Origin of the sequence: Micromonospora sp. NPDC049203 (assembly GCF_043197215.1) — a bacterium.
Taxonomy (GTDB): Bacteria; Actinomycetota; Actinomycetes; order Mycobacteriales; family Micromonosporaceae; genus Micromonospora.
The window spans coordinates 713,410-737,260 of the sequence record NZ_JBICSV010000002.1 but is presented as its reverse complement, the minus strand read 5'-3'; the positions used below and the strand labels follow the sequence as shown (position 1 = coordinate 737,260).

Sequence of the window (23,851 nt, the reverse complement as noted above, 5' to 3'; positions counted from 1 at the left end):
TGACAGTTGCCTGGCGAGGTGGCCGGTAGGCGGCTTTGGTGGCAATCCTTGCGTCCATGCCGTCTCCCAGGTCGCCGCTGTCGCGGCTGTTCACCGTGCTGCTGGCCGGCCTGCTCGCCGGGCTCGTCCTCGCGGTCGCCGCGCTGCCCGGCGGCCTGCTCGGCGGGTTCGCCGCCCGGGCGGCGCTGGGCGCGTACGCGGACCTGCCGGACGCGCTGCGCACCCCGGTGCAGCCGCAGCGCTCCTACCTCTACGCCAACGACGGCACCACGCTGATCACCACGTTCTACGACGTGAACCGCACCGACGTGCCGCTGGCCGAGATCGCCCCGGTGATGCGGCAGGCGATCATCGCGGCCGAGGACCGCCGGTTCTACTCGCACGGCGGCGCGGACCCGCGCGGCATCGCCCGCGCGCTGGTGGCGAACGTCTCCGGCGGCGGCACCGAGCAGGGCGGCTCCACGCTGACCATGCAGTACGTCCGCAACGTGCTCAAGACCGACCCGAACCGCACCCCGGAGGAGCGGCAGGCCGCCACCGAGCAGACCGTCGGGCGCAAGCTCCAGGAGATCCGGTACGCGAACGCGCTGGAGCAGTCGCTGTCCAAGGACGAGATCCTCAACCGCTACCTCAACATCGCGTACTTCGGTTCCGGCGCGTACGGCGTCGCCGCCGCCAGCCAGCGCTACTTCGGCAAGGCCCCGGCCGACCTGACGCTGGGCGAGGCGGCGCTGCTCGCCGGCCTGGTGCAGTCGCCGGACGCGTACAGCCCGATCGACGGCGACAAGGACCAGGCGCTGGCCCGGCGCGGGTACGTGCTCGACGCGATGGCCGAGACCGGCGCGATCACCGCGCAGCAGGCCGCCGCGGCGAAGACCGAGGCGCTGACGCTGCGCCCGACCGCCCAGCCCAACGGCTGCACCGCCACCGCCCAGGGCCACGACGACTGGGGCTTCTTCTGCGACTACCTGCGCCGCTGGTGGCTCACCCAGCCGGCCTTCGGCAGCACCCCCGAGGAGCGGGAGCAGGCGCTGCGCCGGGGCGGCTACCGGGTCGTCACCACGCTCGACCCGGCGATCCAGCAGACCGCGCAGGAGCAGGCCACGAAGGTCTACGGGTACGGCAACAAGCGCGCGCTGCCGATCGCCGCGGTCGAGCCCGGCACCGGCCGGGTGCTCGCCATGGCGGTGAACCGGCACTACAGCCTCGACGCCAACCCGGACGGGCAGGCCAACCACCCGAACACGGTCAACCCGCTGATCTCCGGCGGCGCCAGCGTCGACGGCTACCAGGCCGGCTCGACGTTCAAGATGTTCACCATGCTGGCCGCGCTGGAGGCCGGCAAGCCGCTGTCCACCGGCTTCGACGCCCCGAGCCGGCTGCCCACCCGGTACGCCTCGGACGACGAGGGCAACTGCGACGGCACGTGGTGCCCGGCCAACGCCAACCCGCAGTGGATGGACGGCTACCGGATGATGTGGGACGGCTTCGGCCGTTCCGTCAACACGTACTTCGTCTGGCTCGCCGAGCAGGTCGGCGAGGACAAGGTGGTGGAGATGGCCCAGCGCCTCGGCATCACCTTCCGGGCCGACTCCGACGCCGCGTTCGCCCGCGACAACGCCGCGAACTGGGGTGCCTTCACCCTCGGCGTCGCCGCCACCACCCCGCTGGACCTGGCGAACGCGTACGCCACTGTGGCCGCCGAGGGCACGTACTGCACGCCGCTGCCGGTGGTCTCGGTGACCGCGCCCGACGGGGACGCCGTCGACGTGGCGCAGCCGTCCTGCAAGCGGGTGCTCGAACCGGACGTGGCCCGCGCCGCCACCGACGCGGCCCGCTGCCCGGTCGGCCAGCAGTCCTCGGTCGGGCAGTGCAACGGCGGCACCGCCACCGCCGTCGACCGGATCGTCGGCCGCCCGGTGGCCGGCAAGACCGGCAGCTCGGAGCGGAACGCCACGGAGACGTTCGTCGGCTACACCCCGCAGATCGCGGTGGCGGGCATCGCCGCCAACCCGGACGACGTCAACGACCTGGTCGGCTCCGCCGTGCAGGCGAAGGTGATCGACGCGGTGGCCCGGACCATCAGGACGGCGCTCACCGGCAAGCCGGTGGCCGGCTTCACCGCGCCGAGCCGGGCGCTGGTCGGCGACCCGCAGCGCCCGCAGCCGCCCCGGCGGACCGAGCCGGACAACCGCCGCGAGCAGCGCCAGGACAGCGAGCTGCCCGCCGACGTGCTGCGCTGGCTGCGCGGCCGCGGGTAAGGAGGGGCCCCTTCTTAACGCCTCCGGTTGAGGAAGGGCCCCTTCTTAACGCCGCGCCCCGCGTCCCGCGCCGCGCCCACGACGGCGCCCACCACCGCGTCGAGGGCGGCGGCCACCTCGTCCGGGGTGCCGTCGCCGTCGAGCGTGACGAACGAGCCGAACTCCGGCAACGCCCGGTAGGCGGCGTCCAGCGCGCGCAGGTGCGCCAGCTCCTCGGTGTCGATGCCGCGCGCTGCCACCCGCCGCTGGGCCACCGCCGGCGAGGTGGACAAGAAGCACACCACCGCCGGGCGGGGGAAGACCGCGTAGACCACGCGCACCACGCGCCGTCCCCGGTCGCCCCGGGCCGCCATGATCACGTCCTGGCACCAGGTCCACCGGTCCAGCACCGCCACCCGGCCGGTCAGGCGGGCCACCGCCACGGTGCGGGTCATCGCCACCGCGCGCACCGTCGCCTCCAGGACCGGATAGAGGGTACGGCCGAACAGCGCCACCCCGTCCGGCCGGCCGAGCGCCCGCGCCAGCCGGTTCCACAGCGGCCGCCCACCGGCGTTCTCGAAGTACCGCGCCCGGACACCCCGCTCGCCCAGCCGCGCCGCGAGCGCCCTGGCCTGGGTGGTCTTGCCGGAACCGTCGACGCCGATCAACGCGATCAGCAGAGGGCGGGCCACAGCCCCGGACGCTAACGCACCCGGGCAACGACGTGTCGGGTCCGGGCCGGCGGCTCCGACCCACCGGTGAGCGCGCCAGACCGGGACGCGCCGCGACGCGGAGGAACACATCATGGGCACTGTCATCTACGGGGTGCACACGTCGGTCGACGGCTTCATCGAGGGGCCGGACGGCGAGTTCGACTGGCCGCAGATGGGGGAGGAGCTGTCCGCGTACTCGATCGGGCTGGCCGCGCGGGCCGACGCCTTCGTCTACGGGCGGCGGGTGTGGGAGATGATGTCCTCCTACTGGCCGCAGGTCGAGTCGATCTCCGACCACCCGCACGACCTGGCGTTCGCGCCGGTCTGGCGGCGTACCCCGAAGGTCGTGGTCTCCCGCACGCTCGCCGAGGCTTCCCACGGCGCCGTGGTGGTCGGCGGCGGCGACCTGGCGAAGGAGTTCGCGCAGGTCCGCGAGCGGTTCCCCGGCGACCTGCTGGTCACCGGCGGCACCGGCGCGGCAACAGCGCTGGCCGCGCTGGGGCTCGTCGACACCTACGAGGTGATCGTGCACCCGGTGGTGCTCGGCGGCGGGCGGCAGGTGCTGCCCGGCCTGGCCCGGCAGCACCTGCGGCTGGTCGAGACGCGCGCCTTCGACGGACGGTCGGTGCTGCTGCGCTACGCGCGGGCCTGACGGCTCAGCGGCCCCGGCGGCGGGGCCGGTACGTGGCGAGCGCGGCCGGCACACCGCGCCGCACGATGCCGGCCCGGTCGCTGTCCCCGCGCAGCACCGCGGCGGCGGTCTTGCGGGCCTGCTCGGCGGTGAAGTGCGGCGGCAGCATCAGCTCGGCCGGGTCCACCACCGCGTTGACCACCACCGGACGGTCCGCGTCGAGCACCCGCTGCCACAGGCCGTCCACCCCGGCGGGGGAGTCGACCAGCTCACCGCCGAGACCCAGCACCTCGGCCCACCTGTGGTACGCCACGTCCGGCAGGTCCTGGCTGTCCGGGAACATCGGCGTGCCCTCGCCGGAGCGCTGCTCCCAGCTGACGAACGCCAGCTGGCGGTTGTTGAGCACGAGCACCACGAACCGGGGGTCCGGCCACTCCCGCCAGTACCTCGCCACCGTGATCAGCTCGTTGACGCCGTTCATCTGCATCGCCCCGTCGCCGAGCAGCGCGATCACCGGCCGGTCCGGGTGGGCGAACTTCGCCGCCAGCGCGTACGGCATCCCGCCGCCCATGGACAGCAGCGTGCCGGAGAGGCTGGCCAGCATGCCGGGGCGGACCCGTACGTGCCGGGCGTACCAGGCGGTGACGGTGCCGCAGTCCACCGCCAGCATGGCGTCGTCCGGCAGCGCGTCGTCGAGCGTGGTGAACAGCGACTGCGGGTTGACCGGGTCGGCCGGCTGGGCGGCGACCTCGCGTTGCGCGGCCCGCCACTTGCCGGTGGCGTCGGCGAGGGTGGCCCGCCAGGCGGTCGGGCCCGGCCCCGGGCCCAGCTCCTTGAGCAGCGCGCGCAGCGTCGGCGCGGCGTCGCCGGTCAGGTTCACCTCGGTCGGGTAGCGCAGCCCCATCCGGGTGCCGTCGATGTCGATCTGCACCGCCCGCGCCTGACCCTCCGGCGGGTAGAACTCCGAGTACGGCATCTGGCTGCCGACGATCAGCAGCCTGTCGCACTCGCGCATGAGCTGCCAGCTCGGGCGGGTGCCGAGCAGGCCGATCGCGCCGGTCACCCAGGGCTGCCGGTGGTCGACGGCGGTGAAGCCGAGCAGCGCTGTGGTGACGCCGGCGCCGAGCCGGTCGGCGATCCGGCGTACCTCGTCCTCGGCGCCGAGCGCGCCCTGCCCGACGAGCATCGCCACGCGCTCGCCGCCGCGCAGCACCTCGGCCGCGCGGCGCACGCCGGCCTCCGGCGGCACCGTCGGCTCGCTGCTCGGCACCACGCTGGTGTGGTAGTAGCCGTGCGCGTGCGGCGGGTCGGGCACCGCCGGCAGGTCCTGCACGTCGGAGGGGAGGACCAGGGCGGTCACGGTACGCCGGGCCAGTGCCGTGCGGCAGGCCCGGTCGACCAGGTGCCGGGCCTGGGACGGGTCGTCGAGCTGGGCCAGGAAGGCCGACGCCACGTCCTTGTAGAGCGCGAGCAGGTCCACCTCCTGGTAGTAGCCGCCGCCCTCGGCGGGCAGCGCGGTGTGCCCGAGCAGCGCCACCACCGGCTGGTGGTCGAGTTTCGCGTCGTAGAGGCCGTTGAGGGCGTGGATCGCGCCCGGGCCGCTGGTCACCACCACGCAGCCGAGCGGACCGCCGCCGTACTTGACGTGCGCGCCGGCCGCGAATCCGGCGGTCTCCTCGTGCCGTACCTGGATGAACCGGGCCCGTCCCTCGGCGCGTTGCAGCGCCGAGGTCATGCCGTTGATCCCGTCGCCCGGGTAGCCGTAGTAGCGGTGCACGCCCCACTGGGCGAGCCGGGCCACCAGGTAGTCGGCGACGGTGGCGTCGCGGGGGAGGTTGCCGTCGTGATCCGCGCCCATCGTGGTCCCCTCCGTCGCGTCGACCTCCCGGCTTGCTTCCCCGCCCGGGGCGGCGGAAACCCGGCCCGTGCCGGGGCGGCCGGGTGGGCCGGGCAGAATCGCCTGGTGCCCGTCCACGAGATCACCGACCCCGACGACGACCGGATCGCCGACTACCGCGCGCTCACCGACGTGGAGCTGCGTACCCGCTGGGAACCGCCGCACGGGCTGTTCATCGCCGAGGGGGAGCTGGTGCTGCGGCGGGCGCTGCGGGCCGGTTACCCGGCCCGGTCGTACCTGGTCGACGCCAAGCGGGTCGACCAGCTCGCCGACCTGGACACCGGCGACACGCCGGTGTACGCGGCCACGCCGGACGTGCTCCAGCGCGCCACCGGCTTCCACGTGCACCGGGGCGTGCTCGCGTCGTTCCACCGCAAGCCGCTGCGCCCGGCCGACGAGGTGCTGGCCGCCGCCCGGCGGGTGGTGGTCCTGGAGGACGTGAACAACCACACCAACCTGGGCGCGATCTTCCGGGGCGCCGCCGCGCTCGGCGTCGACGCGGTGCTGCTGTCGCCCACCTGCGCCGACCCGCTCTACCGGCGCAGCGTACGGGTCAGCATGGGCGAGGTGTTCGCGGTGCCGTACGCCAAGCTCGACAGCTGGCCCGAAGGGCTGGACCAGGTCCGGGCGGCCGGTTTCACGGTGCTCGCGATGACACCGGCGCCTGATGCCGTACCGATGCAGCGGCTGACCCCGGCGCAGCGGGAGCGGGCGGCGCTGCTGCTGGGCGCGGAGGGGCCCGGCCTGACCGCGGCGGCGCAGGCGGCCAGTGACGTGCGGGTGGTGATCCCGATGCGGCGCGGCGTGGACTCGCTGAACGTGGCCGCCGCGGCGGCGGTGGCGTTCTGGGAGCTGGGACGCGAGGACGCGCTCTGACCAACGGGCTTGCATGACCATGCGAGACCGTGCATAATCTTCCTTGTGTCCAAGGTTCTCACCTCCCTGCCCATCGGCGAACGTGTCGGCATCGCCTTCTCCGGCGGCCTCGACACCTCGGTAGCCGTCGCGTGGATGCGCGACAAGGGTGCCGTCCCCTGCGCCTACACCGCCGACATCGGCCAGTACGACGAGCCCGACATCGCCTCGGTGCCCGGCCGCGCGCTCAGCTACGGCGCCGAGGTCGCCCGCCTGGTCGACTGCCGCGCCGCCCTGGTCGAGGAAGGGCTGGCGGCGCTCACCTGCGGCGCCTTCCACATCCGCTCCGGCGGGCGGGCCTACTTCAACACCACGCCGCTGGGCCGCGCCGTCACCGGCACGCTGCTGGTGCGCGCGATGATCGCCGACGACGTGCAGATCTGGGGCGACGGCTCGACGTTCAAGGGCAACGACATCGAGCGGTTCTACCGGTACGGCCTGCTGGCCAACCCGCAGCTGCGGATCTACAAGCCGTGGCTGGACACCGCCTTCGTCACCGAGCTGGGCGGGCGCACCGAGATGTCGGAGTGGCTGCTGGAGCGCGGCCTGCCCTACCGGGACAGCACCGAGAAGGCGTACTCCACCGACGCCAACATCTGGGGCGCCACGCACGAGGCCAAGACGCTCGAACACCTGGACACCGGCATCGAGACGGTCGAGCCGATCATGGGCGTCAAGTTCTGGGACCCGTCCGTGGAGATCCCTGCCGAGGACGTCACCATCGGCTTCGACCAGGGCCGCCCGGTGACGATCAACGGCAAGGAGTTCGGCAGCGCCGTCGACCTGGTGCTGGAGGCCAACGCCATCGGCGGCCGGCACGGCCTGGGCATGTCCGACCAGATCGAGAACCGGATCATCGAGGCCAAGAGCCGGGGCATCTACGAGGCGCCCGGCATGGCGCTGCTGCACGCCGCGTACGAGCGGCTCGTCAACGCCATCCACAACGAGGACACGCTGGCGAACTACCACAACGAGGGCCGGCGCCTCGGCCGCCTCATGTACGAGGGCCGCTGGCTGGACCCGCAGGCGCTGATGCTGCGCGAGTCGTTGCAGCGCTGGGTCGGCACGGCGGTCACCGGCGAGGTCACGCTGCGGCTGCGCCGGGGCGAGGACTACTCGATCCTGGACACCACCGGCCCGGCGTTCAGCTACCACCCGGACAAGCTGTCGATGGAGCGCACCCAGGACTCGGCGTTCGGCCCGGCCGACCGGATCGGCCAGCTCACCATGCGCAACCTCGACATCGCCGACTCGCGGGCCAAGCTGGAGCAGTACGCCTCCGTCGGCATGGTCGGCGGCGGCACCCCGCAGCGGGTCGTCGGCGCCGCCCAGGCGGCCTCGACCGGGCTGATCGGCGCCATGCCGCAGGGCGGCGCGGAGGCCATCGCGTCCCGGGGCGTGCCCACCGCCGAGGACGAGGCGCTCGACCGCGCCGCGATGGAGTTCGGCGTCGACTGACCGCCGCTTGTGTCTGACCGCCCGCCGGTCCCGCCTCTCCGGTGGGCCGGCGGGCGGTGTGGCTTTCGGCGACGGTGGTGACGCAGGGTAGCGTATCGCCCGTGTTCCCTACCGTGCGTGAGGTGCTGGACCTGGTGCCCGTGCGTCACGGCGCGCCCCGCCTGGTCGCCGGGAACGCCGGACTGGACCGGTCGGTGCGCTGGGTGCACATCGCCGAGGTGCCGGACATCGCCACCCTGCTCGGCGGCGGGGAACTCGTCCTGACCACCGGGATCGGGCTGCCGGCCGACGACGCCGGTCTCCGCGAGTTCATCGGCACCCTGGCCGACGTCGGCGCCTCCGGGCTGGTGGTCGAGCTGGGCCGCCGCTACCTCACCGGAGTGCCCCGGGTGATGGCCGCCGCCGCCGAACGCCGCGGCCTGCCCCTGATCGAGCTGCGCCGGGGCACCCCGTTCGTCCGGATCACCGAGGCGGTGCACGCGCTGATCGTGGACGCCCAGCTCACCGAGCTGCGCGCCACCGAGGAGATCCACCAGCGGTTCACCGAGCTGTCGGTGGAGGGTGCCGAGCCGGCCGAGGTGCTGCGGCAGGCCGCCGAGCTGGCCGGCTGCCCGATGGTGCTGGAGAACCTCTCCCGGCAGGTGCTCGCGTACGACCCGGCGGGGGAGAATGCCGAACTGCTGCTGGACGGCTGGGAGCGGCACTCGCGGCAGATCCGCCCGCCCGGGCGGACCGCGTACGACCCGGACAGTGGCTGGCTGGTCACCACCGTCGGCGCGCGGGGACAGGACTGGGGACGGCTGCTGCTGCGCTGGCCGGCGACCGAGTCGCCCCCGCCGACCCGGCTGACCATCCTGATCGAGCGGGCCGCCTCCACGCTGGCCCTGGGCCGGCTGATCCGGCGCGACGCCGAGGGCCTGGAACGACAGATCCACCGCACGCTGCTGACCGCCCTGATCGACCACACCCGCCCGGTGGACGAGGTGGCGCTGCGGGCCAAGGCGCTCGGCGTCGTTCTGGACCGACGGCACCTGGTCGGCGTCGTGGTCCGGCACCGCGCCGACGAACTCGCCGGTGATCCGGGCGCCCCCGACGACGAGGCCACCCCCGCCCGGCGCGGCACGCGCCGCGACACCGACGCCGAAGGTCCGCAGGCCGGCCCGGCCCGCCTGCGCGACCTCGCCGAGGCGGTCAGCCAGGCCGTCCGGGACGCCAAGCTCACCGCGCTGACCAGCCCGCTCGACGACCAGGCGGTCGGCGCGCTGCTGGCGCTGCCCGACCCGGCCGCCGAGGAGAAGGCCCTCGCCGCGTTCGCCACGGCGTTGCGCCGGGTACGCCTCGACGCCGTCCCCGCCGCCCGCTCGGCTCGACCGGCCGACGCTACCGACCGGCCCGGCGGTAGGGCTGTGGCGTCCGGGAACGGGCGGCCCGTCGACGCGCCGCCCCGGGCGGCGATCGTGGTGGCGGCCGGGTCCGGCGTGGGCAGCCTGCGCGAGGCACGCCGGTCGCTGATCGAGGCGCGGCAGGTCGCCGAGGCGGCCCGGCGGGATCCCCGGGATCTGCCCTGCTACCGGCTGCCGCACGTCGGGCTGGCCGGGCTGCTGCACCTGCTGCGTGACGAGCCCCGGTTGCAGACGTTCGTCGAGCGTGAACTCGGGCCACTGCTCGCCCACGACGCCCGGCATCCGCGGGAGCAGTTGCTGGGCACCCTGCGGGCGTACCTGGAGCAGGGGCGCAACAAGTCGGCTGCGGCGGCTGCCGCGCACCTGTCCCGGCCGGCGTTCTACGAGCGGCTGGCCCGTATCGGCCGCATCCTCGACGCCGACCTCGACTCGGTCGACAGGTGCCTGTCCCTGCACGTCGCCCTGCTGGCCCTGGACGCCATCCGCACCCCCTGACCCCGCCCGCCCTCCTCGTCCCCACCGGGCCTGCCCGCGTCGATCATGAAGTTGACGGTGCCGATCCCGGACAAACCGCCGGTCCAACCTCATGATCGACGCGGCTGGGTGGAGCGGGGTGGGTGGGAGGGGGAGGGGTCAGGTCAGGGCGGTGAGGGTTTTGGCGTACAGGGCGGGGACGTAGTTGTCGCCGCCGGGGGTGAACACGTCGGAGGTCGCGGCCGCCTGCCAGGCGGCGTCGGGCAGCGCCGCCACCAGGGCGCGTACCACCGGGGCGTCACGCCACTGGTCCTGCTGGGCGAGCAGGCTCAGCGCGACCACCGACTCCTCCACCTCGCCCACGCACTCGAACGGCTTGTGCCCGTCGATGCCGAGCAGCTCCCGGTAGCCGGGGACCTGGGACTCGTCGGCCAGCAGGTCGCCGCCGAAAATGCCGGTCAGCCGCTCGCGCGGCATGAACGGCGCCATGGCCAGGAACACGAACCGGCACTTCGGGCAGTCGCGGCACCAGCGCTCGGTCGCGTCGCGCAGCTTGAACGCGGCGTTGCAGCTCGTCACCACCGCGTCGTACCTGTCGATCTCGGCGAAGAGACGGGCGATGTGCAGCTCGGACAGGGAGCGCAGCAACGAGAAGTACGGCTCGGTGAGCCCGGCGTGCTCGGCCAGCGCGGCGCGCAGCAGCCCTTCCGCCTCGACGCCCTTCGACCACTGGTGGTTGATCTCGTGGCCGTTCCAGATCAGGTTCGGGTCGGACGCGGAACGCTCGTTCGACATCACCACCGGGCCGAGCCCGTGCAGGACGGCGGTGGCCACCGCGATCAGCGAGTTGATCGCGGTGACCGGGATGTGCCCGTTGCGCGCGCCGGCCGCGTTCAGCTCGAACAGCACCGGGTCCAGCCGTCGCCGGGCGGCGAGCGGCACCAGGTCCGACGCCTCGTTCACCGACACGATCACGTGGTTCGGGTTGACCGAGAACGGCACCGGGTCGAGGCCGGCACGGCGCAGCGCCTCCAGCGTGACGATGGAGTCCTTGCCGCCGCCCACCGCGGACAGCGGACGGCGGTCGGAGTTGTCCACCGGCACTGCCGGATCCACGGCGCCGGACGGCACCTCGGGACGCAGTTCCAGCACGTGCGGCAGCTCGTTGCGGTACGCGTACTCGGCGAGGCCCTTTGTGTAGACGGCGGTGACCAGCTCGACGGCGGCGGCGCCCAGCGGTGCCGGCAGCACCAGCCGGGGCGGCGCGGCGGCCTTGTAGTAGCTGACGCCGGCCACCACGTGCAGCAGCTCCAGCACCCGGGCCAGGGTGGCCGCCGTGGCGTCGGTGACCGGCTCGGCCGGCAGCGGAAGCGTGATCACCTCGGTGAATCGCTGCTCGCCGTCGGGACCGGTCAGGGCGTAGTCGAACAGGACCTCGCCGGTGGCGAAGTCGATCGAGTAGGACGGGAACGTGAAGGCGTCCATCCGCCGCAGCTGCTCGTTGGGCACACGCCATACTAGGCCCTGGTTCGTCCGGCCGTGTCCGGCTGGGCCGGACCCTGCCCGCCGTGCGTCGACCGAGTCCGAGGAGAGCCCGTGCGCCTGTCTGATCTGCGCGGACGTCATGTCGCCGTCTGGGGCGCCGGCCGCGAGGGCCGGGCCGCGGTGACCGCGATCGCCGCGCACGGGCCGGCCGGCCTGGTCGTCGTCGACGACAGCGCGAACTTCCTCACGCTGCCCTGGGACGGTCCGCTCGCCGCCGCGGCGCCGCTCGTCACCGGCGAGGAGGGCTTCGCGCGCCTGGCCGCCGCCGACGTGGTGGTCCGCTCGCCGGGTGTGCCGAACACCCACCCGTGGATGGTGGAGCTGCGCCGCCGGTCCGTGCTCGTCACGCAGGGCAGCGCGCTGTGGATGGCCGACCACGCGGACCGGACCGTGGGGGTGACCGGCAGCAAGGGCAAGAGCACCACGTCCAGCCTGATCAGTCACCTGCTCACCGCGATGGACCGGCCGAACGTGTTCGGCGGCAACATCGGGGTGCCGTTGCTGGACCTGCCCGAGGCGGAGCTGTACGTGCTGGAGCTGTCCAGCTACCAGTGCTCCGACCTGACCGACTCGCCGCGGGTGGCGGTGGTGACAGCGCTGTTCCCCGAGCACCTGGACGCGCACGGCGGCGAGCGGGAGTACTACCGGGACAAGCTGAACCTGATCGCGCACGGCCCGCACGCCGTGGTCGTCAACGGCGCCGACCCGCGCCTGACGGCGGAGCTGGGTGACCGGGCCGCGATCCGGGCCGGCACGCCGGACACCACGCACGTCGCCACCGGGCCGGACGGCACGCGGTGGTTCCACCTGCGGGACACGCCGCTGTTCCCGCGCGCGGTGCTGCCGCTGGTCGGGCGGCACAACGAGGGCAACCTCTGCGTCGCGCTCGCCGTGCTGGAGGCGCTCGGCGTCGACGTGGTGGCGCGCAAGGACAGCCTCGCCGTGGCGGTGGCCGAGTTCCAGGGCCTGGCGCACCGGCTCACCGAGATCGCCGACCCGTCCGGGCTCACCTTCGTCGACGACACGCTCGCCACCAGCCCGTACGCGGCCATGCACGCGATCGACGCGTACGAGGGGCGGCCGTTGACCGTGATCGTCGGCGGCGCCGACCGGGGGCTGGACTACAGCCCGCTGCGTGCCCACCTGGCCGGCCGGGAGATCACCGTGATCGGCGTGCCGGACAGCGGCCCCCGCATCGTGGAGGCGCTGTCCGGCTTGCCGTCGGTGCGTACCGAGCTGGCCGACGACCTCGTCGCCGCCGTCGGGCTGTCCCGCGATCTCACCCCGGCCGGCGGGGTGGTGCTGCTGTCCCCGGCCGCGCCGAGCTACGGCCGGTTCCGCAACTTCGAGCACCGCTCCGAGGTGTTCGCGCAGGCGGTCGCCGACACCGCCCGCTGAGTCAGCCGCGGTCGGCCCGGGCGTTCCCCGGCGGCCCCGGCTCGGCCGACAGGAGCGCGTCGAGCGACTCGGTGGGTGCCGCACTGTCCACCGGCTCGCGCGGCGCGGGCGCCGTCTCAATGGGCACCGTGTCAGTCGCGGCGGGCGCCGTCGCCGGGCCGGCGTGTGTCGCCCGTCGCTTGACCGGCGTCCAGGCGAACGCGAGCGCGCCGCCGACGAGCGCCAGCAGCATGCCGATCAGGAAGCCGCCCAGGTTCGAGGTGAGCCAGGAGACCAGCCCGAGCACGAGGGAGACCACCGCGTAGAAGACGCGTTGCTGCGGCGTGGTGATCAGCAGTACGCCGCAGATGACCAGGACGAGGGGGACCAGGTACGCGGCCAGCCCCTGCGGCCCGACGTGCAGCAGCACCCCGAGCGGCGCGCGCAGTGTCACGAGCATCTCCGCGCCACCGAGCGCGATGAGCAGCCCGGCGGTGAACGGCCGGGCCCGGCGCCAGCGCCGCCAGCGTGTGCGTACGCCGGCGGCGGGCGCCGAGTGCTGTCCCGCGCTCACCTCAGCACCCTTCGGAGCTGAAGCCCATGCGCAGGTTGGGCAGGGTGAACACGGCGGCCGTGGTGGCGTAGTTGTTCTGCCGCAGGTTGGTGATGGTCACGCTGTCGGCCTGCTGGGCGAACACACCCGGGTTGCCCTTGACCCCGGGGACCTTGTCGACGGTGCTGGCGTCCTGGCCCACGTCGATGTTCTTGAAGGAGGCGTTACCGGCGACCTCGTCGCCGTCGACCACGAGCGTGCGGGCGGTCACCGGCTTTCCGGAATTGCCGGCGGTGATCCGCAGATTCGTCCCGCCCAGGTTGATGCTCTGGCAGAGATTCGTCAGTTCGGCCTTGTCGATGGCCGAGACGATCACGAGTACCTGCCCGCCGGTGTCGCCCTGGTTGGGGCTGTCCGGGATCATCTGGTCGAGCGTGGCGAACTGCTCGAAGCCGGTGCCCTCCAGCTTGTCGGCGGTGACCGTGAACGGCATGCCCGAGATGGCGAACTGCGCGCCGAGCACACCCTGCGCGGTCAGCACCACCATGCCGGCCGCGCCGGCCGCCACGGCGCCGAGCGTGACGGCGAACCGGCGCCAGCGCACGCCACTCCGCGGTTGATCGGTCTCGATCTGCTCGATCTGCTCCGACATGCCGGCCCCTTTCGAGATCAATTCATTCGCGACGATGCGAGTGGGATTCGCAAGATGTGCGCGCCGAGGGCGCAGGCCGAAGTTACCGCTGAGTAAAGATGCGGTCAACTGTCTGTAGCAGATGGTTGGGCGGCATTTGCCAAAAGCGGCCAAAGTGAAAAACCGCTGCGGTTTTCCACCGCTCAGGGCTGAACGCAGGGCGCGGTGGCGGCCGGACCGTCGTCCGTCCGGGCCACCCGGGCCACGCGGCTCGCCTCTCCGGGGCCGAGGAACGGCGCGGTCGCCGCGTACGTGAGCGCCGGCAGCAGCAGCGGTAGCTCGTCGGCCCGCCCCTGCGCCACCCGCTCCCGGATGGTGGCGTGTATGCCGCCGACCACTGTGGACAGCAGTGCCTCCCGGTCCACCTCGGCGGGTGCCGGCCCGGCGTCGGCGAAGAACCGGCGGAAGCTGTGCAGCAGCGCGTCGCGCTCCCGGCGGGCGTCCGGGCCGGCCGCGTCCACCTCGACGAGCGCCATCCGGGCGAAGGCGGGCACACTCGCCAGCACGTCGAGCAGCGTGCGCAGCGCTGCCCGGGCGGCCTGCGGCCAGTCCGGTCCCGCGTCGCGGTAGGCGTCCTCCATCAGGTGCGAGACCACGGCGATCCCGTGCCGGTACGCGGCCAGGAACGCGTCCTGCTTGCCGTTGAACAGCGCGTAGAAGGCGGGCCGGGTGACCCCGGCGGCGTGGCAGATGTCGCTGACCCGCGCGTTGTCGTACCCCCGGGTGGCGACCTCCCGGACCAGCCCGTCGAAGAGGCGGTCGCGCTGGGTCGCCGCCACCTCCTCGGCCGGCACGCGGCGCGGACCGCGCTTGATGGCGCGATCCGGGTCGCGGCCGTGGCGGGCGCCCGGCAGTGGCGCGGGCGCCGGCGGCGGCGGGCTCGGCACTGTCACTCATCGACCTTTCTTGATTCGTTGACTTTACGACCCTCCGAGGTTTATAACTTTCGACACGCTCAGTTTGCGCCTCGTCACCGCTGGTGATCACTTCTCGTCGGTCACCCCGTACGCGTCGAAGGAGGGCCGGATGGCTGCCATTATCGCCGCGCGGACCCGTCCCCCCAAGGCCGGAGAGACCCAGGTGACGCGGCGACGCCGCACTGCGCCACGCCGCCCGGCCCGCTGAGGCCGCGACGGCGCACCACCACCATCGGCGGCCCGATCCCGGCCGCCGCATCCCACCGGCTCCGTCCAATCGGGACGCCGCCGGCACCTGTCCCACCGCCGGAAGGAACAACCATGCCCAGGTACGGACGCATCGGCGCGGGCCTCGCGGCCCTGACGCTGCTGACCGGTCTGGTCGGCGCCGCTCCCGCCACCGCCGCCCCCGCCCCCGCCACCTCGCTCGCCAGTGCCGTGCTGACCTACCCGACCGTCGGCGGCACCGCCGTGTCGGTGGGCGACGTCATCCAGGCCAGCCTGCGCAGCGGTACGAACGCCACGTTCTACTCCTCGTCCAGCGGCACCACCGGCATCAAGTGCGCCGCGTCCACCTTCAGCGCCAAGGTGCTGACCAACCCGACCGCACCCGGCACCGCGACCGAGAGCCTCACCGCACAGTCGTTCACCAGCTGCACGACAAACGTCATCGGCACCACCGGCGTAAAGAGCGTGACCGTCAACAACCTGCCGTACACCACCTCGGTGACCAGCGCCGGTGTGGTCAAGATCTCCGGGACGGCGGCGGCGCCGATCCAGAGCACCGTCGTGCTCAACTCGCTGCTCGGAACGATCACCTGCGTCTACCGCACCAGCACGAACTCGCTCACCGGCACGGCGTCGAACGCCACCAACTCGATCAGCTTCACCAACCAGCCCCTGACCAAGTTCTCCGGCCCGTCGCTGTGCTTCGGCACCGCGTACTTCACCGCGTCGTACTCGCCGGTGAAGGACACCAGCAAGACCGGCAGCCCGGCGGTCTACGTCAACTGACACCCGGCTCCCGGGCCGGTGCGCGGCGGATTCGCCGGGCACCGGCCCATGAGCCGGTCAGCCGGCGGTCAGCGTCGCGTGCAGCGCTCGCATCGACCGCAGCGCCGACCGGATCTCCTGGAGGTAGCGGCCCGGCGTCAGGGCCGGCTCCGGTAGGTCGACGACGGCGCGTGCGGCCGGATCCACCCCGACGGTCTCGACGCCGCAGCCGTACGGCACGGCGAGCGTCCGCAGCGCGTCGCAGTGCTGGAACGGCACGTAGATCGGGGCGGTCACCATCAGCACCGGGTCGTCCGCGCGCAGCCGCACGTGCTCGGCCCAGAACCGTTGCGTGTCGGCGGTGTGCGCGCGACGGCGGTCCGGCTCGCTGGACGGCGCGGCGAGCACCCGTACCGGGGGCGACCCGGCCGGCCGGTAGGTGCGCGAGGACCAGGCCCGGTGCGGATGACCGCCCGGCTCGCCACGCTCGTCGTCCGGCCCGGTCACGCCGAACGCCAGCCGCACACCGGCGTCGAGGACGTCCACCTCGGTGGCACAGCCGGACAGCCCGGCGGCGTCCAGCGTGTGGGACTCGGCCGCCGACAGCGGCCGGAAACTGCCCAGCACCGCCACCTCGCCGGACACCTCGGCCACCGTCCGGGCCAGCACCGCCGCGTACGCGGTGCGCCGCAGGCAGGCGTGCGCCAGCCCGCCGAGCACCAACAGGTGCGCGTACCCGGATCGGGCCGGCGCGACCGAGCGGACCAGGCCCAGCGATTCGGCGGCGCTCAGCACCAGTGCGGCGGTGGCCGGATCGAACGCCGGCTCCCGGGCGTCCGGGCGTTCCCGGCCCTGGCGGAAGTCCCAGCGGCGGGCGGAGAACGCGTCCAGCCCGGCCAGCACCGCCGCCAGATCACCGCCGGGCCAGTCGCCGCCGAAGTGCGACACCAGACGCCGCACCGGCGCCGACTCCACCCAGGACCGGACCTCGGCCAGCAGATGCGCGCGCGTCGCGCCGCCCGGCAGTGTCACCTGATCCGTACGCACCCGGCGGATGCTACCGCCGGACCGCTCCCGCACCGGCCGGGACGCGGATCGGACGGGCCTCCCGTCCGTCGCCTGTTGTCCCGGCCCCGGTGGTGGTGGGAGCGTGCGGGGATCCACCTCCGCTGAAGGGTGCGCCGATGACCTCCGACGACCTGCTGGCCCGGCACCGCGCCGTGCTCCCGTCCTGGATGCCGCTCTACTACGCCGAACCGCTGGAACTGGTGGCCGGTTCCGGCCGCCGGGTCACCGACGCGACCGGCCGGACCTATCTGGACTTCTTCGGCGGGGTGCTGACCACCATGGTCGGTCACGACATCCCGGAGATCCGGGAGGCGGTCGAACGGCAGCTGCGGACCGGGCTCGTGCACACCTCCACGCTCTACCTGATCCGGCAGCAGGTCGAGCTGGCCGAGAAGATCGCCCGGCTCTCCGGCATCCCGGACGCCCGCGTCTTCTTCACCAACTCGGGCACCGAGGCGAACGAGGCGGCGCTGCTCGTGGCCACGAACCACCGGCGCTCGCACCAGATCCTCGCGGTGCGCAACAGCTACCACGGCCGGACGTACGCGACAATGGGCGTCACCGGCAACCGCGGCTGGTCGGCCAGCGCCCTGAACCCGTTGCAGGTGGCCTGGCTGCACTCCGGTGAACGGCTGCGCGGGCTGCTGGCCCGGCTCGACGCCGCCGACCGGGTCGACGCGGCGGTCGAGGACCTGCGCGAGGTGCTCGCCACCCAGACCACCGGCGACGTGGCCTGCCTGATCGCCGAGCCGGTCCAGGGCGTGGGCGGCTTCGTGCACGGCCCGGACGGGCTGTTCGCCGCCTGGAAGAAGGTGCTCGACGAGCACGGCATCCTGCTGATCAGCGACGAGGTGCAGACCGGGTGGGGCCGTACCGGCGAGCACTTCTGGGGCTACCAGGCACACGGCGTGACGCCGGACCTGCTCACCTTCGCCAAGGGCGTCGGCAACGGCTTCGCGCTGGCCGGTGTGGTCGGTCGCGCCGAGGTGCTGGAGTCGGTGCCGGCGATCAGCTTCTCCACGTTCGGCGGCAACCCCGTCTCCACCGCAGCCGGCAACGCGGTGCTCGACTACCTGCTCGACCACGATCTCCAAGGCAACGCCGCCCGCGTCGGCGCGATCCTCGGCGACGGCCTGCGCGCGGCCACCGCCGGACTGGCCCAGGTCGCCGAGGTACGCGGCAAGGGGCTGATGCTCGCCGTCGAGTTCGTCCACCCGGGCACCGTCGAGCCGGACCCGGCGCTGACCACAAGCGTCTTCGAGGCGTGCCGCGCGGGCGGCCTGCTGGTGGGCAAGGGCGGCCTCTGCGGCAACGTGATCCGGATGGGCCCGCCGCTGACGCTCACCGAGGACGAGGCCCGGGAGGGCCTGGCGATCCTGGTCGACGCGATCAGCGCCGCGATCGGGGCGTGAGCGTCAACCCGGCCGGCGCCGGCCCGCCCGCCCCGACCTGAGCAGCCGCAGCAGACCCGCCCCGGCCAGGTACGCCACGAGCGCCGGGGCGGGCAGGCCCAGCGGCTCCTGGGCGGCCTTGGGCACGAGGCTGTTCAGCAGCAGACCGGCCAGCACGCCCGCGTACCCGGCCACGGCCAGGGTGGCCCGCAGCCGCCGGCCGTTCGCCCCGGCCGGCCCGGTCGGGGCCGGGCGGCGGGTGCGGGCCTCGACCGGCCCGAAGACGGCGACCAGCACGGCCAGCACCGCGGTGAGCGCGAGCAGCCACGGCACGCGCCACGCCCACCAGGCCGCCGAGCCGACCGGGGGAGTGGGCAGCACGCCGAGCGCGTCCAGCAGGCCGACGAGGAGCACCGCGGCGGTCAGGTGCCAGAGGAAGAGGGTGAGCACCACGGCGTTCACCGCGAGCACCGCCTGCCACGGGCCGGACCGGCGCAGCCAGCGCCCGGCCGGGCCGCGCAGCAGCAGGATCAGGCCGAGCTGTGCGGCGGCGGTGGCCATCAGCGCCAGGCTCGGCGGCGCCGCGTTGTCCAGCCGCTCGCCCGGCACGTGCAGCATCGCCACCGGGTACGGCCCGAGCACCGTGAGCAGCAGCAGCGCGACAAGGCCGCCGCCGAGCAGGACCGCGCCCGCGCGGCGGGACAGCGGCAGCCGGCGGCGGAACAGGCCCCGGGTTCCGGCGCCGGCCGCGTCGCCGGTCCGGCGGGTGTCCGCCCGGGCGGCGTCGTACCAGGCGAAACCGAGCTGGTGGACGACCAGCCAGCCGAACAGGTAGTTGCCGTCGGCGAGCGCGGCCGGGCCGAGGAGCCGGCCGAGGTCGCCGAGCGCGACGAGGACCACGAGCGCCACCGGCACGGCGAGCCCGAACCGGCGGTGCAGCGCGTACATCGGCGGGGTCAGCGCCACCACCGCGACGTAGGCGACCAGGAACCACAGCGGGATGGTGGCGAACCAGACCACCGCGCGCACCTGCGCCGGGTCGGCGCCGCGCAGCGTGGCGACTCCCGCCCCGGCGGCCAGGACGAGCAGCAACACGGTGGTCGGCCGGACCAGCCGGGCGCTGCGGTCCACCAGCCACCCGGCCGCCGACCCGCCCCGGCGCCGGCGGGCGGCCAGCGAGGCGGCGTTGGCGTAGCCGCCGACCAGGAAGAACACCGGCATCACCTGGGCCACCCAGGTCAGCGGCCAGGCCCAGCGCAGGTCGCCCAGCGCGGAGTGGCCGGCGGGGCGGCCGTGGTCGTACCCGATTACTGTCACGCCCCAGTGGCCGAGCACGACCATGGTGATGGCGAGCGCCCGGAGCAGGTCGATGTAGCGCTCCCGCCCCGGCGGCGTGCGTTGCGCGAGCTGCCGCAGGCGGCGCATGGGCTCAGGTTAGGCCAGCCGGCCCGGACCGGTACGGATAACGGATCGGTCGAGAGGGCTTGTGGTCCCCGCCGCACTGTCGTAGAAATTCTTCATTGCAAATGCGTCTTGTGAAGACAAGCGACAGGGTGCTCACCGCGCGTACCCGGACCGAGGAGATGCGATGAACAGGCGTGAGATCCTACGGCGCAGCGCCGCCGCCGGTCTGCTGGCCACCCCCGCCGCCGGCCTGCTCGCCGGCTGCGCCACCTCCGGTGGCGACGACAAGGGCGACGGCGGCGCGTACAAGGGCACCAAGAGCGAGCAGAACCCGCTCGGCGTCGCCGAGGAAGCCCCGCTGGAGGTGGTGATCTTCAACGGTGGCTTCGGGGAGGACTACGCCAAGGCCCACGAGGCCATGTACAAGGAGCGCTACCCGAAGGCGCAGATCAAGCACTCGGCCACCGCGGAGATCAGCAAGACGCTCCAGCCCCGCTTCGTCGACGGCAGCCCGCCCGACGTGGTGAACAACTCCGGCGCCGGCCAGATCGACTTCAACGGCCTGGTCTCCCAGAACGCGCTCGCCGACCTGGGCGAGCTGCTCGCCGCGCCGAGCCTCGACACGCCCGGCAAGACGGTCAAGGACACGCTGCTGCCGGGCACCGTCGAGGTCGGCTCCTACGACGGCCGGTTCCTGGTGCTGAACTACACCTACACGGTCTACGGCATCTGGCACTCCACCAAGCTGTTCGCCGACCGTGGCTGGGAGGACGCCAAGACCTGGGACGACCACATCGCGCTCTGCCGCCGGATCAAGGCCGCGGGCATCGCCCCCTGGACGTACGCCGGAGTGCACCCCCGCTACATGAGCTGGCCGCTGATCTCCACCGCGATCAAGCTCGGCGGGCCGTCTGTGGCGCTGGCCATCGACAACCTGGAGCCGAACGCCTGGAAGTCGGACGCCATGAAGACCGCCGCCGACGCCTGGCACCAGATCGTCAAGGACAAGTTCATCCTCGACGGCTCCCCGGGCCTGGACCACAAGCAGTCGCAGACCGCCTGGTGCCAGGGCAAGGCCGCGTTCATCTCCTGCGGCTCCTGGCTGGAGAGCGAGCAGAAGGACGTCACGCCGCCCGGCTTCAACATGACAGTCGCGCCGACGCCGAGCCTGGGCAGCGGCGACAAGCTGCCGTACGAGGCGATCCGGGGCACCGCGGGCGAGCCGTTCATGGTGCCGGCGAAAGCGCGCAACGTCGCCGGTGGCCTGGAGTACTTCCGGACCATGCTCTCCCGCAAGGGCGCGCAGGACTTCACCAAGAAGGTCGCCAGCCTGCCGGTGGTCGCCGGCGCCACCGAGGGCATCGACCTGCCGTACGGGCTCAGCACCGTGGTCAAGGCGCTCGACGCGTCCGGGTCCAACGGCTTCAACTGGGTCTACAACAACTACTACCGGAAGCTGGAGCGCAACCTGGTCGACGCGGCCTGTGGTGAGTTCTTCAGCGGCCGGATCTCCCCGGCCGAGTTCCTCGACCAGTGCCAGAAGGGCGCCGACTCGATCGCGCAGGACAGCTCGGTCAAGAAGTACAAGCGGTCGGCGTGATGCGACAGGGCCGCTACCCCCTGATCCTCACGTTCCTGCTGCCCCCGCTGGCGTTGTACGGCATCTTCGTGCTCTCGCCGTACCTCCAGGCCTTTCAGATCTCCACCACCGACTGGATGGGCTACTCCGCGCAGGCCGACCCGGTCGGCCTGGCGAACTTCCGCACGCTGCTGAACGACGGGTACGTGTGGAACGCGTTGAAGAACAACGCGATCCTGCTCGCCGTGGTGCCGGTGGTGACCATCGCGCTGGGCCTGTTCTTCGCCAGCATGCTCACCATGGGCGGACGCAAGGGCCGGGCCGGGGTGACCGGGGTGCGGGGCACCTCGGTCTACCGGCTCGTCTACTTCTTCCCGCAGGTGCTCTCGGTGGTGATCATCGCGCTGCTCTGGAAGGAGATCTACAGCCCGACCAGTGGCCTGCTCAACGGCGCCCTGCGCGCCGTCGGGCTGGCCACGCCGGCCTGGCTCGGCGACCCGCGTTTCGCGTTCTGGTGCGTGCTGGCCGTGATGGTGTGGAGCAACGTCGGCTTCTACGTGGTGCTCTTCGGCGCCGCCATGCAGGCGATCCCGCGCGACATCTACGAGGCGGTGCTGCTCGACGGCGCGTCCCGCACCACGATGCTGCGGAAGATCACCATTCCGCTGCTCTGGGACACCATCCAGGTCGCCTGGATCTACCTGGCCATCGCGGCGCTGGACGGTTTCATCCTGGTCCAGCTCATGACGAACGGCGGGCCGAACTTCTCCTCCGACGTGATCGGGCTGCGGATGTACGACACGTCGTTCGGCAGCGAGAACAAGTTCGGGTACGCGTCGGCGATCGGCGTGGCGATGTTCTTCCTGACCCTCTCGGTGGCGGTGCTGGCGCTGCGCACCGCCCGGCGTGATCGGATCGAGTACTCGTGACCACAGTGGATCCCGGTACGACGACCGCCGGTGCTCCCGTCCCGGCCGGCGCCGCACGACCGGGCGACCGGCCGCCGCGCCGCGAGCTGGGTGTGGCGAACGTCTTCTCGCACGGCTTCCTGCTGCTCTGGGCGGCGATGACGGTCCTGCCGCTGGCCTGGATGGTGCTCAGCTCGCTCAAGACCAACGGCGAGATCGTCGCCGAGCCGTGGGGCCTGCCGGAGGCGCTGCGGTTCGACAACTGGACGCGTGCCTGGACCACCGCCCACATCGGCCGGTTCTTCTTCAACAGCCTGGTCGTGGTGGCCGGCTCGCTGAGCCTGACCATGCTGCTCGGCGCCACCGCCGCGTACGTCTTCGCGCGCTACGAGTTCCGCGGCCGGCAGGTGGTCTACTACCTGTTCGTCGGCGGCATGATGTTCCCGGTCTTCCTGGCGCTGGTCCCGCTGTTCTTCGTGGTCCGCAGCGTCGGCATGCTCGGCACCTGGCCCGGCCTGATCCTGGTCTACACCGCGTACTCGCTGCCGTTCACCGTGTTCTTCCTGACCGCGTTCTTCCGGACGCTGCCGACGTCGGTGGCGGAGGCGGCGCTGATCGACGGGTGCGGGCACTTCCGGCTCTTCTTCCGGGTGATGCTGCCGATGGCGCGACCGGGATTGATCAGTGTGGGGATCTTCAACTTCCTCAGTCACTGGAACCAGTTCCTGCTGCCCCAGGTGCTGCTGCCCGGCGACGGGCAGGACCGGATGCTCGCCCAGGGGCTGAGTTCACTCGCGGTCAGCCAGGGCTACGCCGGTGACTACGCCCAGTTGTTCGCCGGCCTGACCATCGCGGTGCTGCCGGTGCTCGTGGTGTACGTGGCGTTCCAGCGTCAGGTCCAGTCCGGACTGACCGCCGGGCAGCTCAAGTGAGGTGGTTGCCACAGGCAACGGGGCAGTGGGAGAGATCGAGCTGACCTAGGGTGAGCCGGCACGCTCGTCTATCGACAGGAATATCATGTTCTTCCTCCTCTACACGCTGTTGCTGATGCTCGGCGGCATCGCGATGGTCGTCGTCGGCGCGGTGGTCAAGGAACAGGGGACCGGCTCCCGGATCCTCAACGTGGTCATCGGCCTGGCCTTCTTCGGGTACGGCTTCTACCTGCTGTTCCTCTTCGACGGCGACAGCTACCGGATCTTCTTCTACGTCTTCGTGCTGCCGATCCTGCTGATCGTGCGCGCGGTGAAGGCGCGCAAGGAGGCACGCGAACAGGCCGCCGCACAGCAGTTCGCCGGTGGGCAGCAGTTCGCCGGCGCGCCGCAGCAGCCGGGCACGTACCCGGCGGCGGGGCACGGTCAGCCCGGCCCGGCGTTCGGGCCCGCCCACGGCCAGCCGGCACCGTACGGCGCCGCGCCGCAGGGGCAGCCGGCGCAGTACGGCGCGCCGCAGGGACAGTCCGCGCCGTACGGCGCGCCGCAGGGACAGCCCGTGCAGTACGGCGCGCCGCAGGGGCACCCCGGTCAGGTGCCGCAGCAGCGTGCGGCGTACCCGCCGCATCCGGGGCAGCAGGCTCCGCAGGGCTGGCACCCGGGGCAGCCGGGCAATCCGAACGCCTGAGCATGCGACGCGGGCCGGCCGGGTCGAGCCGGCCGGCCCGCGTGCCGCATGACCGGTAGGAAATCTCCTACCTATTC

20 protein-coding genes are annotated in these 23,851 nt (G+C 72.9%); 12 read left to right on the top strand and 8 right to left on the bottom strand.

Annotated elements, in window-relative coordinates; translation table 11 throughout:
* The first annotated feature begins 56 nt into the window (after positions 1 to 56).
* Complete coding sequence (locus ACGFIA_RS07730) at positions 57 to 2,261, top strand: transglycosylase domain-containing protein (RefSeq protein WP_357472546.1); 2,205 nt, start codon at positions 57 to 59, stop codon at positions 2,259 to 2,261.
* A gap of 14 nt (positions 2,262 to 2,275) precedes the next feature.
* Here ACGFIA_RS07730 and ACGFIA_RS07725 read toward each other — a convergent pair whose 3' ends face one another.
* Complete coding sequence (locus ACGFIA_RS07725; RefSeq protein ID WP_393259123.1) at positions 2,276 to 2,932, bottom strand: thymidylate kinase; 657 nt, start codon at positions 2,930 to 2,932, stop codon at positions 2,276 to 2,278.
* Between the two features lie 112 nt (positions 2,933 to 3,044).
* Here ACGFIA_RS07725 and ACGFIA_RS07720 point away from each other — a divergent pair, with 112 nt between their 5' ends.
* The gene (locus ACGFIA_RS07720) at positions 3,045 to 3,605 is read left to right on the top strand and encodes a dihydrofolate reductase family protein (RefSeq protein ID WP_357388036.1); all 561 of its coding nucleotides are present in this window, start codon (positions 3,045 to 3,047) and stop codon (positions 3,603 to 3,605) included.
* 4 nt (positions 3,606 to 3,609) lie between these two features.
* Here ACGFIA_RS07720 and ACGFIA_RS07715 read toward each other — a convergent pair whose 3' ends face one another.
* Positions 3,610 to 5,442, bottom strand: coding sequence for a thiamine pyrophosphate-requiring protein (locus ACGFIA_RS07715; protein WP_357388038.1), 1,833 nt, complete (start codon positions 5,440 to 5,442; stop codon positions 3,610 to 3,612).
* Here ACGFIA_RS07715 and ACGFIA_RS07710 point away from each other — a divergent pair.
* From ACGFIA_RS07710 to ACGFIA_RS07700, 3 genes are all read left to right on the top strand, one after another.
* The gene (locus ACGFIA_RS07710; RefSeq protein WP_393259120.1) at positions 5,428 to 6,357 is read left to right on the top strand and encodes a TrmH family RNA methyltransferase; all 930 of its coding nucleotides are present in this window, start codon (positions 5,428 to 5,430) and stop codon (positions 6,355 to 6,357) included. The two genes, ACGFIA_RS07715 and ACGFIA_RS07710, sit on opposite strands and share 15 nt — an antisense overlap.
* Before the next feature lie 45 nt (positions 6,358 to 6,402).
* Positions 6,403 to 7,854 carry an argininosuccinate synthase gene (argG, locus tag ACGFIA_RS07705; RefSeq protein ID WP_357477017.1) on the top strand — a complete coding sequence of 484 codons (1,452 nt, stop codon included), beginning with the start codon at positions 6,403 to 6,405 and terminating at the stop codon, positions 7,852 to 7,854.
* 101 nt (positions 7,855 to 7,955) lie between these two features.
* Positions 7,956 to 9,752, top strand: a complete 1,797-nt coding sequence (locus tag ACGFIA_RS07700) for a PucR family transcriptional regulator (RefSeq protein ID WP_357477020.1) — start codon at positions 7,956 to 7,958, stop codon at positions 9,750 to 9,752.
* 138 nt (positions 9,753 to 9,890) lie between these two features.
* Here the strand turns inward: ACGFIA_RS07700 and ACGFIA_RS07695 are convergent, their stop codons facing one another.
* On the bottom strand, positions 9,891 to 11,240 hold the full coding sequence (locus tag ACGFIA_RS07695; protein ID WP_357477023.1) for a hypothetical protein: 1,350 nt from the start codon (positions 11,238 to 11,240) through the stop codon (positions 9,891 to 9,893).
* Between the two features lie 87 nt (positions 11,241 to 11,327).
* Here ACGFIA_RS07695 and murD point away from each other — a divergent pair, with 87 nt between their 5' ends.
* Positions 11,328 to 12,674 (top strand): UDP-N-acetylmuramoyl-L-alanine--D-glutamate ligase, encoded by a 1,347-nt coding sequence (gene murD / locus ACGFIA_RS07690; protein WP_357477026.1) that lies wholly within the window; start codon positions 11,328 to 11,330, stop codon positions 12,672 to 12,674.
* Between the two features lies 1 nt (position 12,675).
* On the opposite strand, the gene ACGFIA_RS07685 is transcribed toward murD, so the two are convergent.
* The 3 genes from ACGFIA_RS07685 to ACGFIA_RS07675 form a co-directional block, all read right to left on the bottom strand.
* The gene (locus ACGFIA_RS07685) at positions 12,676 to 13,227 is read right to left on the bottom strand and encodes a DUF6114 domain-containing protein (RefSeq protein ID WP_357477029.1); all 552 of its coding nucleotides are present in this window, start codon (positions 13,225 to 13,227) and stop codon (positions 12,676 to 12,678) included.
* Position 13,228: 1 nt separating this feature from the next.
* Complete coding sequence (locus ACGFIA_RS07680; protein WP_357388048.1) at positions 13,229 to 13,858, bottom strand: DUF6230 family protein; 630 nt, start codon at positions 13,856 to 13,858, stop codon at positions 13,229 to 13,231.
* Positions 13,859 to 14,040: 182 nt separating this feature from the next.
* Positions 14,041 to 14,790 (bottom strand): TetR/AcrR family transcriptional regulator, encoded by a 750-nt coding sequence (locus ACGFIA_RS07675; protein ID WP_357388050.1) that lies wholly within the window; start codon positions 14,788 to 14,790, stop codon positions 14,041 to 14,043.
* Positions 14,791 to 15,135: 345 nt separating this feature from the next.
* Here ACGFIA_RS07675 and ACGFIA_RS07670 point away from each other — a divergent pair, with 345 nt between their 5' ends.
* A complete protein-coding gene (locus ACGFIA_RS07670; RefSeq protein WP_393259116.1) occupies positions 15,136 to 15,828 on the top strand; it encodes a Tat pathway signal sequence domain protein in 693 nt (230 codons plus the stop codon).
* A gap of 57 nt (positions 15,829 to 15,885) precedes the next feature.
* Here the strand turns inward: ACGFIA_RS07670 and ACGFIA_RS07665 are convergent, their stop codons facing one another.
* On the bottom strand, positions 15,886 to 16,839 hold the full coding sequence (locus tag ACGFIA_RS07665) for a hypothetical protein (protein ID WP_393259326.1): 954 nt from the start codon (positions 16,837 to 16,839) through the stop codon (positions 15,886 to 15,888).
* A 152-nt stretch (positions 16,840 to 16,991) separates the two neighbouring features.
* Between ACGFIA_RS07665 and ACGFIA_RS07660 the strand changes: the two genes are divergently transcribed.
* Positions 16,992 to 18,287: an aspartate aminotransferase family protein gene (locus tag ACGFIA_RS07660; protein ID WP_393259114.1), complete on the top strand. Its 1,296-nt coding sequence runs from the start codon at positions 16,992 to 16,994 to the stop codon at positions 18,285 to 18,287.
* A 3-nt stretch (positions 18,288 to 18,290) separates the two neighbouring features.
* Here the strand turns inward: ACGFIA_RS07660 and ACGFIA_RS07655 are convergent, their stop codons facing one another.
* Positions 18,291 to 19,691 (bottom strand): acyltransferase, encoded by a 1,401-nt coding sequence (locus ACGFIA_RS07655; RefSeq protein ID WP_393259112.1) that lies wholly within the window; start codon positions 19,689 to 19,691, stop codon positions 18,291 to 18,293.
* Positions 19,692 to 19,854: 163 nt separating this feature from the next.
* Here ACGFIA_RS07655 and ngcE point away from each other — a divergent pair, with 163 nt between their 5' ends.
* The 4 genes from ngcE to ACGFIA_RS07635 all read left to right on the top strand — a co-directional run bounded on the left by ngcE (position 19,855) and on the right by ACGFIA_RS07635 (position 23,774).
* Positions 19,855 to 21,270, top strand: coding sequence for an N-acetylglucosamine/diacetylchitobiose ABC transporter substrate-binding protein (gene ngcE / locus ACGFIA_RS07650; RefSeq protein ID WP_393259110.1), 1,416 nt, complete (start codon positions 19,855 to 19,857; stop codon positions 21,268 to 21,270).
* Complete coding sequence (locus ACGFIA_RS07645; RefSeq protein ID WP_357388137.1) at positions 21,270 to 22,178, top strand: sugar ABC transporter permease; 909 nt, start codon at positions 21,270 to 21,272, stop codon at positions 22,176 to 22,178. The genes ngcE and ACGFIA_RS07645 overlap by 1 nt, the downstream gene beginning before the upstream one ends.
* Complete coding sequence (locus ACGFIA_RS07640) at positions 22,175 to 23,089, top strand: carbohydrate ABC transporter permease (RefSeq protein ID WP_357388060.1); 915 nt, start codon at positions 22,175 to 22,177, stop codon at positions 23,087 to 23,089. Before ACGFIA_RS07645 ends, ACGFIA_RS07640 begins: the two co-directional genes overlap by 4 nt.
* A gap of 85 nt (positions 23,090 to 23,174) precedes the next feature.
* A complete protein-coding gene (locus ACGFIA_RS07635) occupies positions 23,175 to 23,774 on the top strand; it encodes a hypothetical protein (protein WP_393259108.1) in 600 nt (199 codons plus the stop codon).
* Positions 23,775 to 23,851: the final 77 nt, after the last annotated feature.

Excerpts from the sequence above, each read along its gene's own strand:
- ACGFIA_RS07730 (WP_357472546.1), top strand. The coding sequence starts at position 57 with ATGCCGTCTCCCAGGTCGCCGCTGTCGCGGCTGTTCACCGTGCTGCTG.
- ACGFIA_RS07720 (WP_357388036.1), top strand. The coding sequence starts at position 3,045 with ATGGGCACTGTCATCTACGGGGTGCACACGTCGGTCGACGGCTTCATC.
- ACGFIA_RS07715 (WP_357388038.1), bottom strand. The coding sequence starts at position 5,442 with ATGGGCGCGGATCACGACGGCAACCTCCCCCGCGACGCCACCGTCGCC.
- ACGFIA_RS07680 (WP_357388048.1), bottom strand. The coding sequence starts at position 13,858 with ATGTCGGAGCAGATCGAGCAGATCGAGACCGATCAACCGCGGAGTGGC.
- ACGFIA_RS07670 (WP_393259116.1), top strand. The coding sequence starts at position 15,136 with ATGCCCAGGTACGGACGCATCGGCGCGGGCCTCGCGGCCCTGACGCTG.
- ACGFIA_RS07660 (WP_393259114.1), top strand. The coding sequence starts at position 16,992 with ATGACCTCCGACGACCTGCTGGCCCGGCACCGCGCCGTGCTCCCGTCC.
- ACGFIA_RS07655 (WP_393259112.1), bottom strand. The coding sequence starts at position 19,691 with ATGCGCCGCCTGCGGCAGCTCGCGCAACGCACGCCGCCGGGGCGGGAG.
- ngcE (WP_393259110.1), top strand. The coding sequence starts at position 19,855 with ATGAACAGGCGTGAGATCCTACGGCGCAGCGCCGCCGCCGGTCTGCTG.
- ACGFIA_RS07645 (WP_357388137.1), top strand. The coding sequence starts at position 21,270 with ATGCGACAGGGCCGCTACCCCCTGATCCTCACGTTCCTGCTGCCCCCG.
- ACGFIA_RS07635 (WP_393259108.1), top strand. The coding sequence starts at position 23,175 with ATGTTCTTCCTCCTCTACACGCTGTTGCTGATGCTCGGCGGCATCGCG.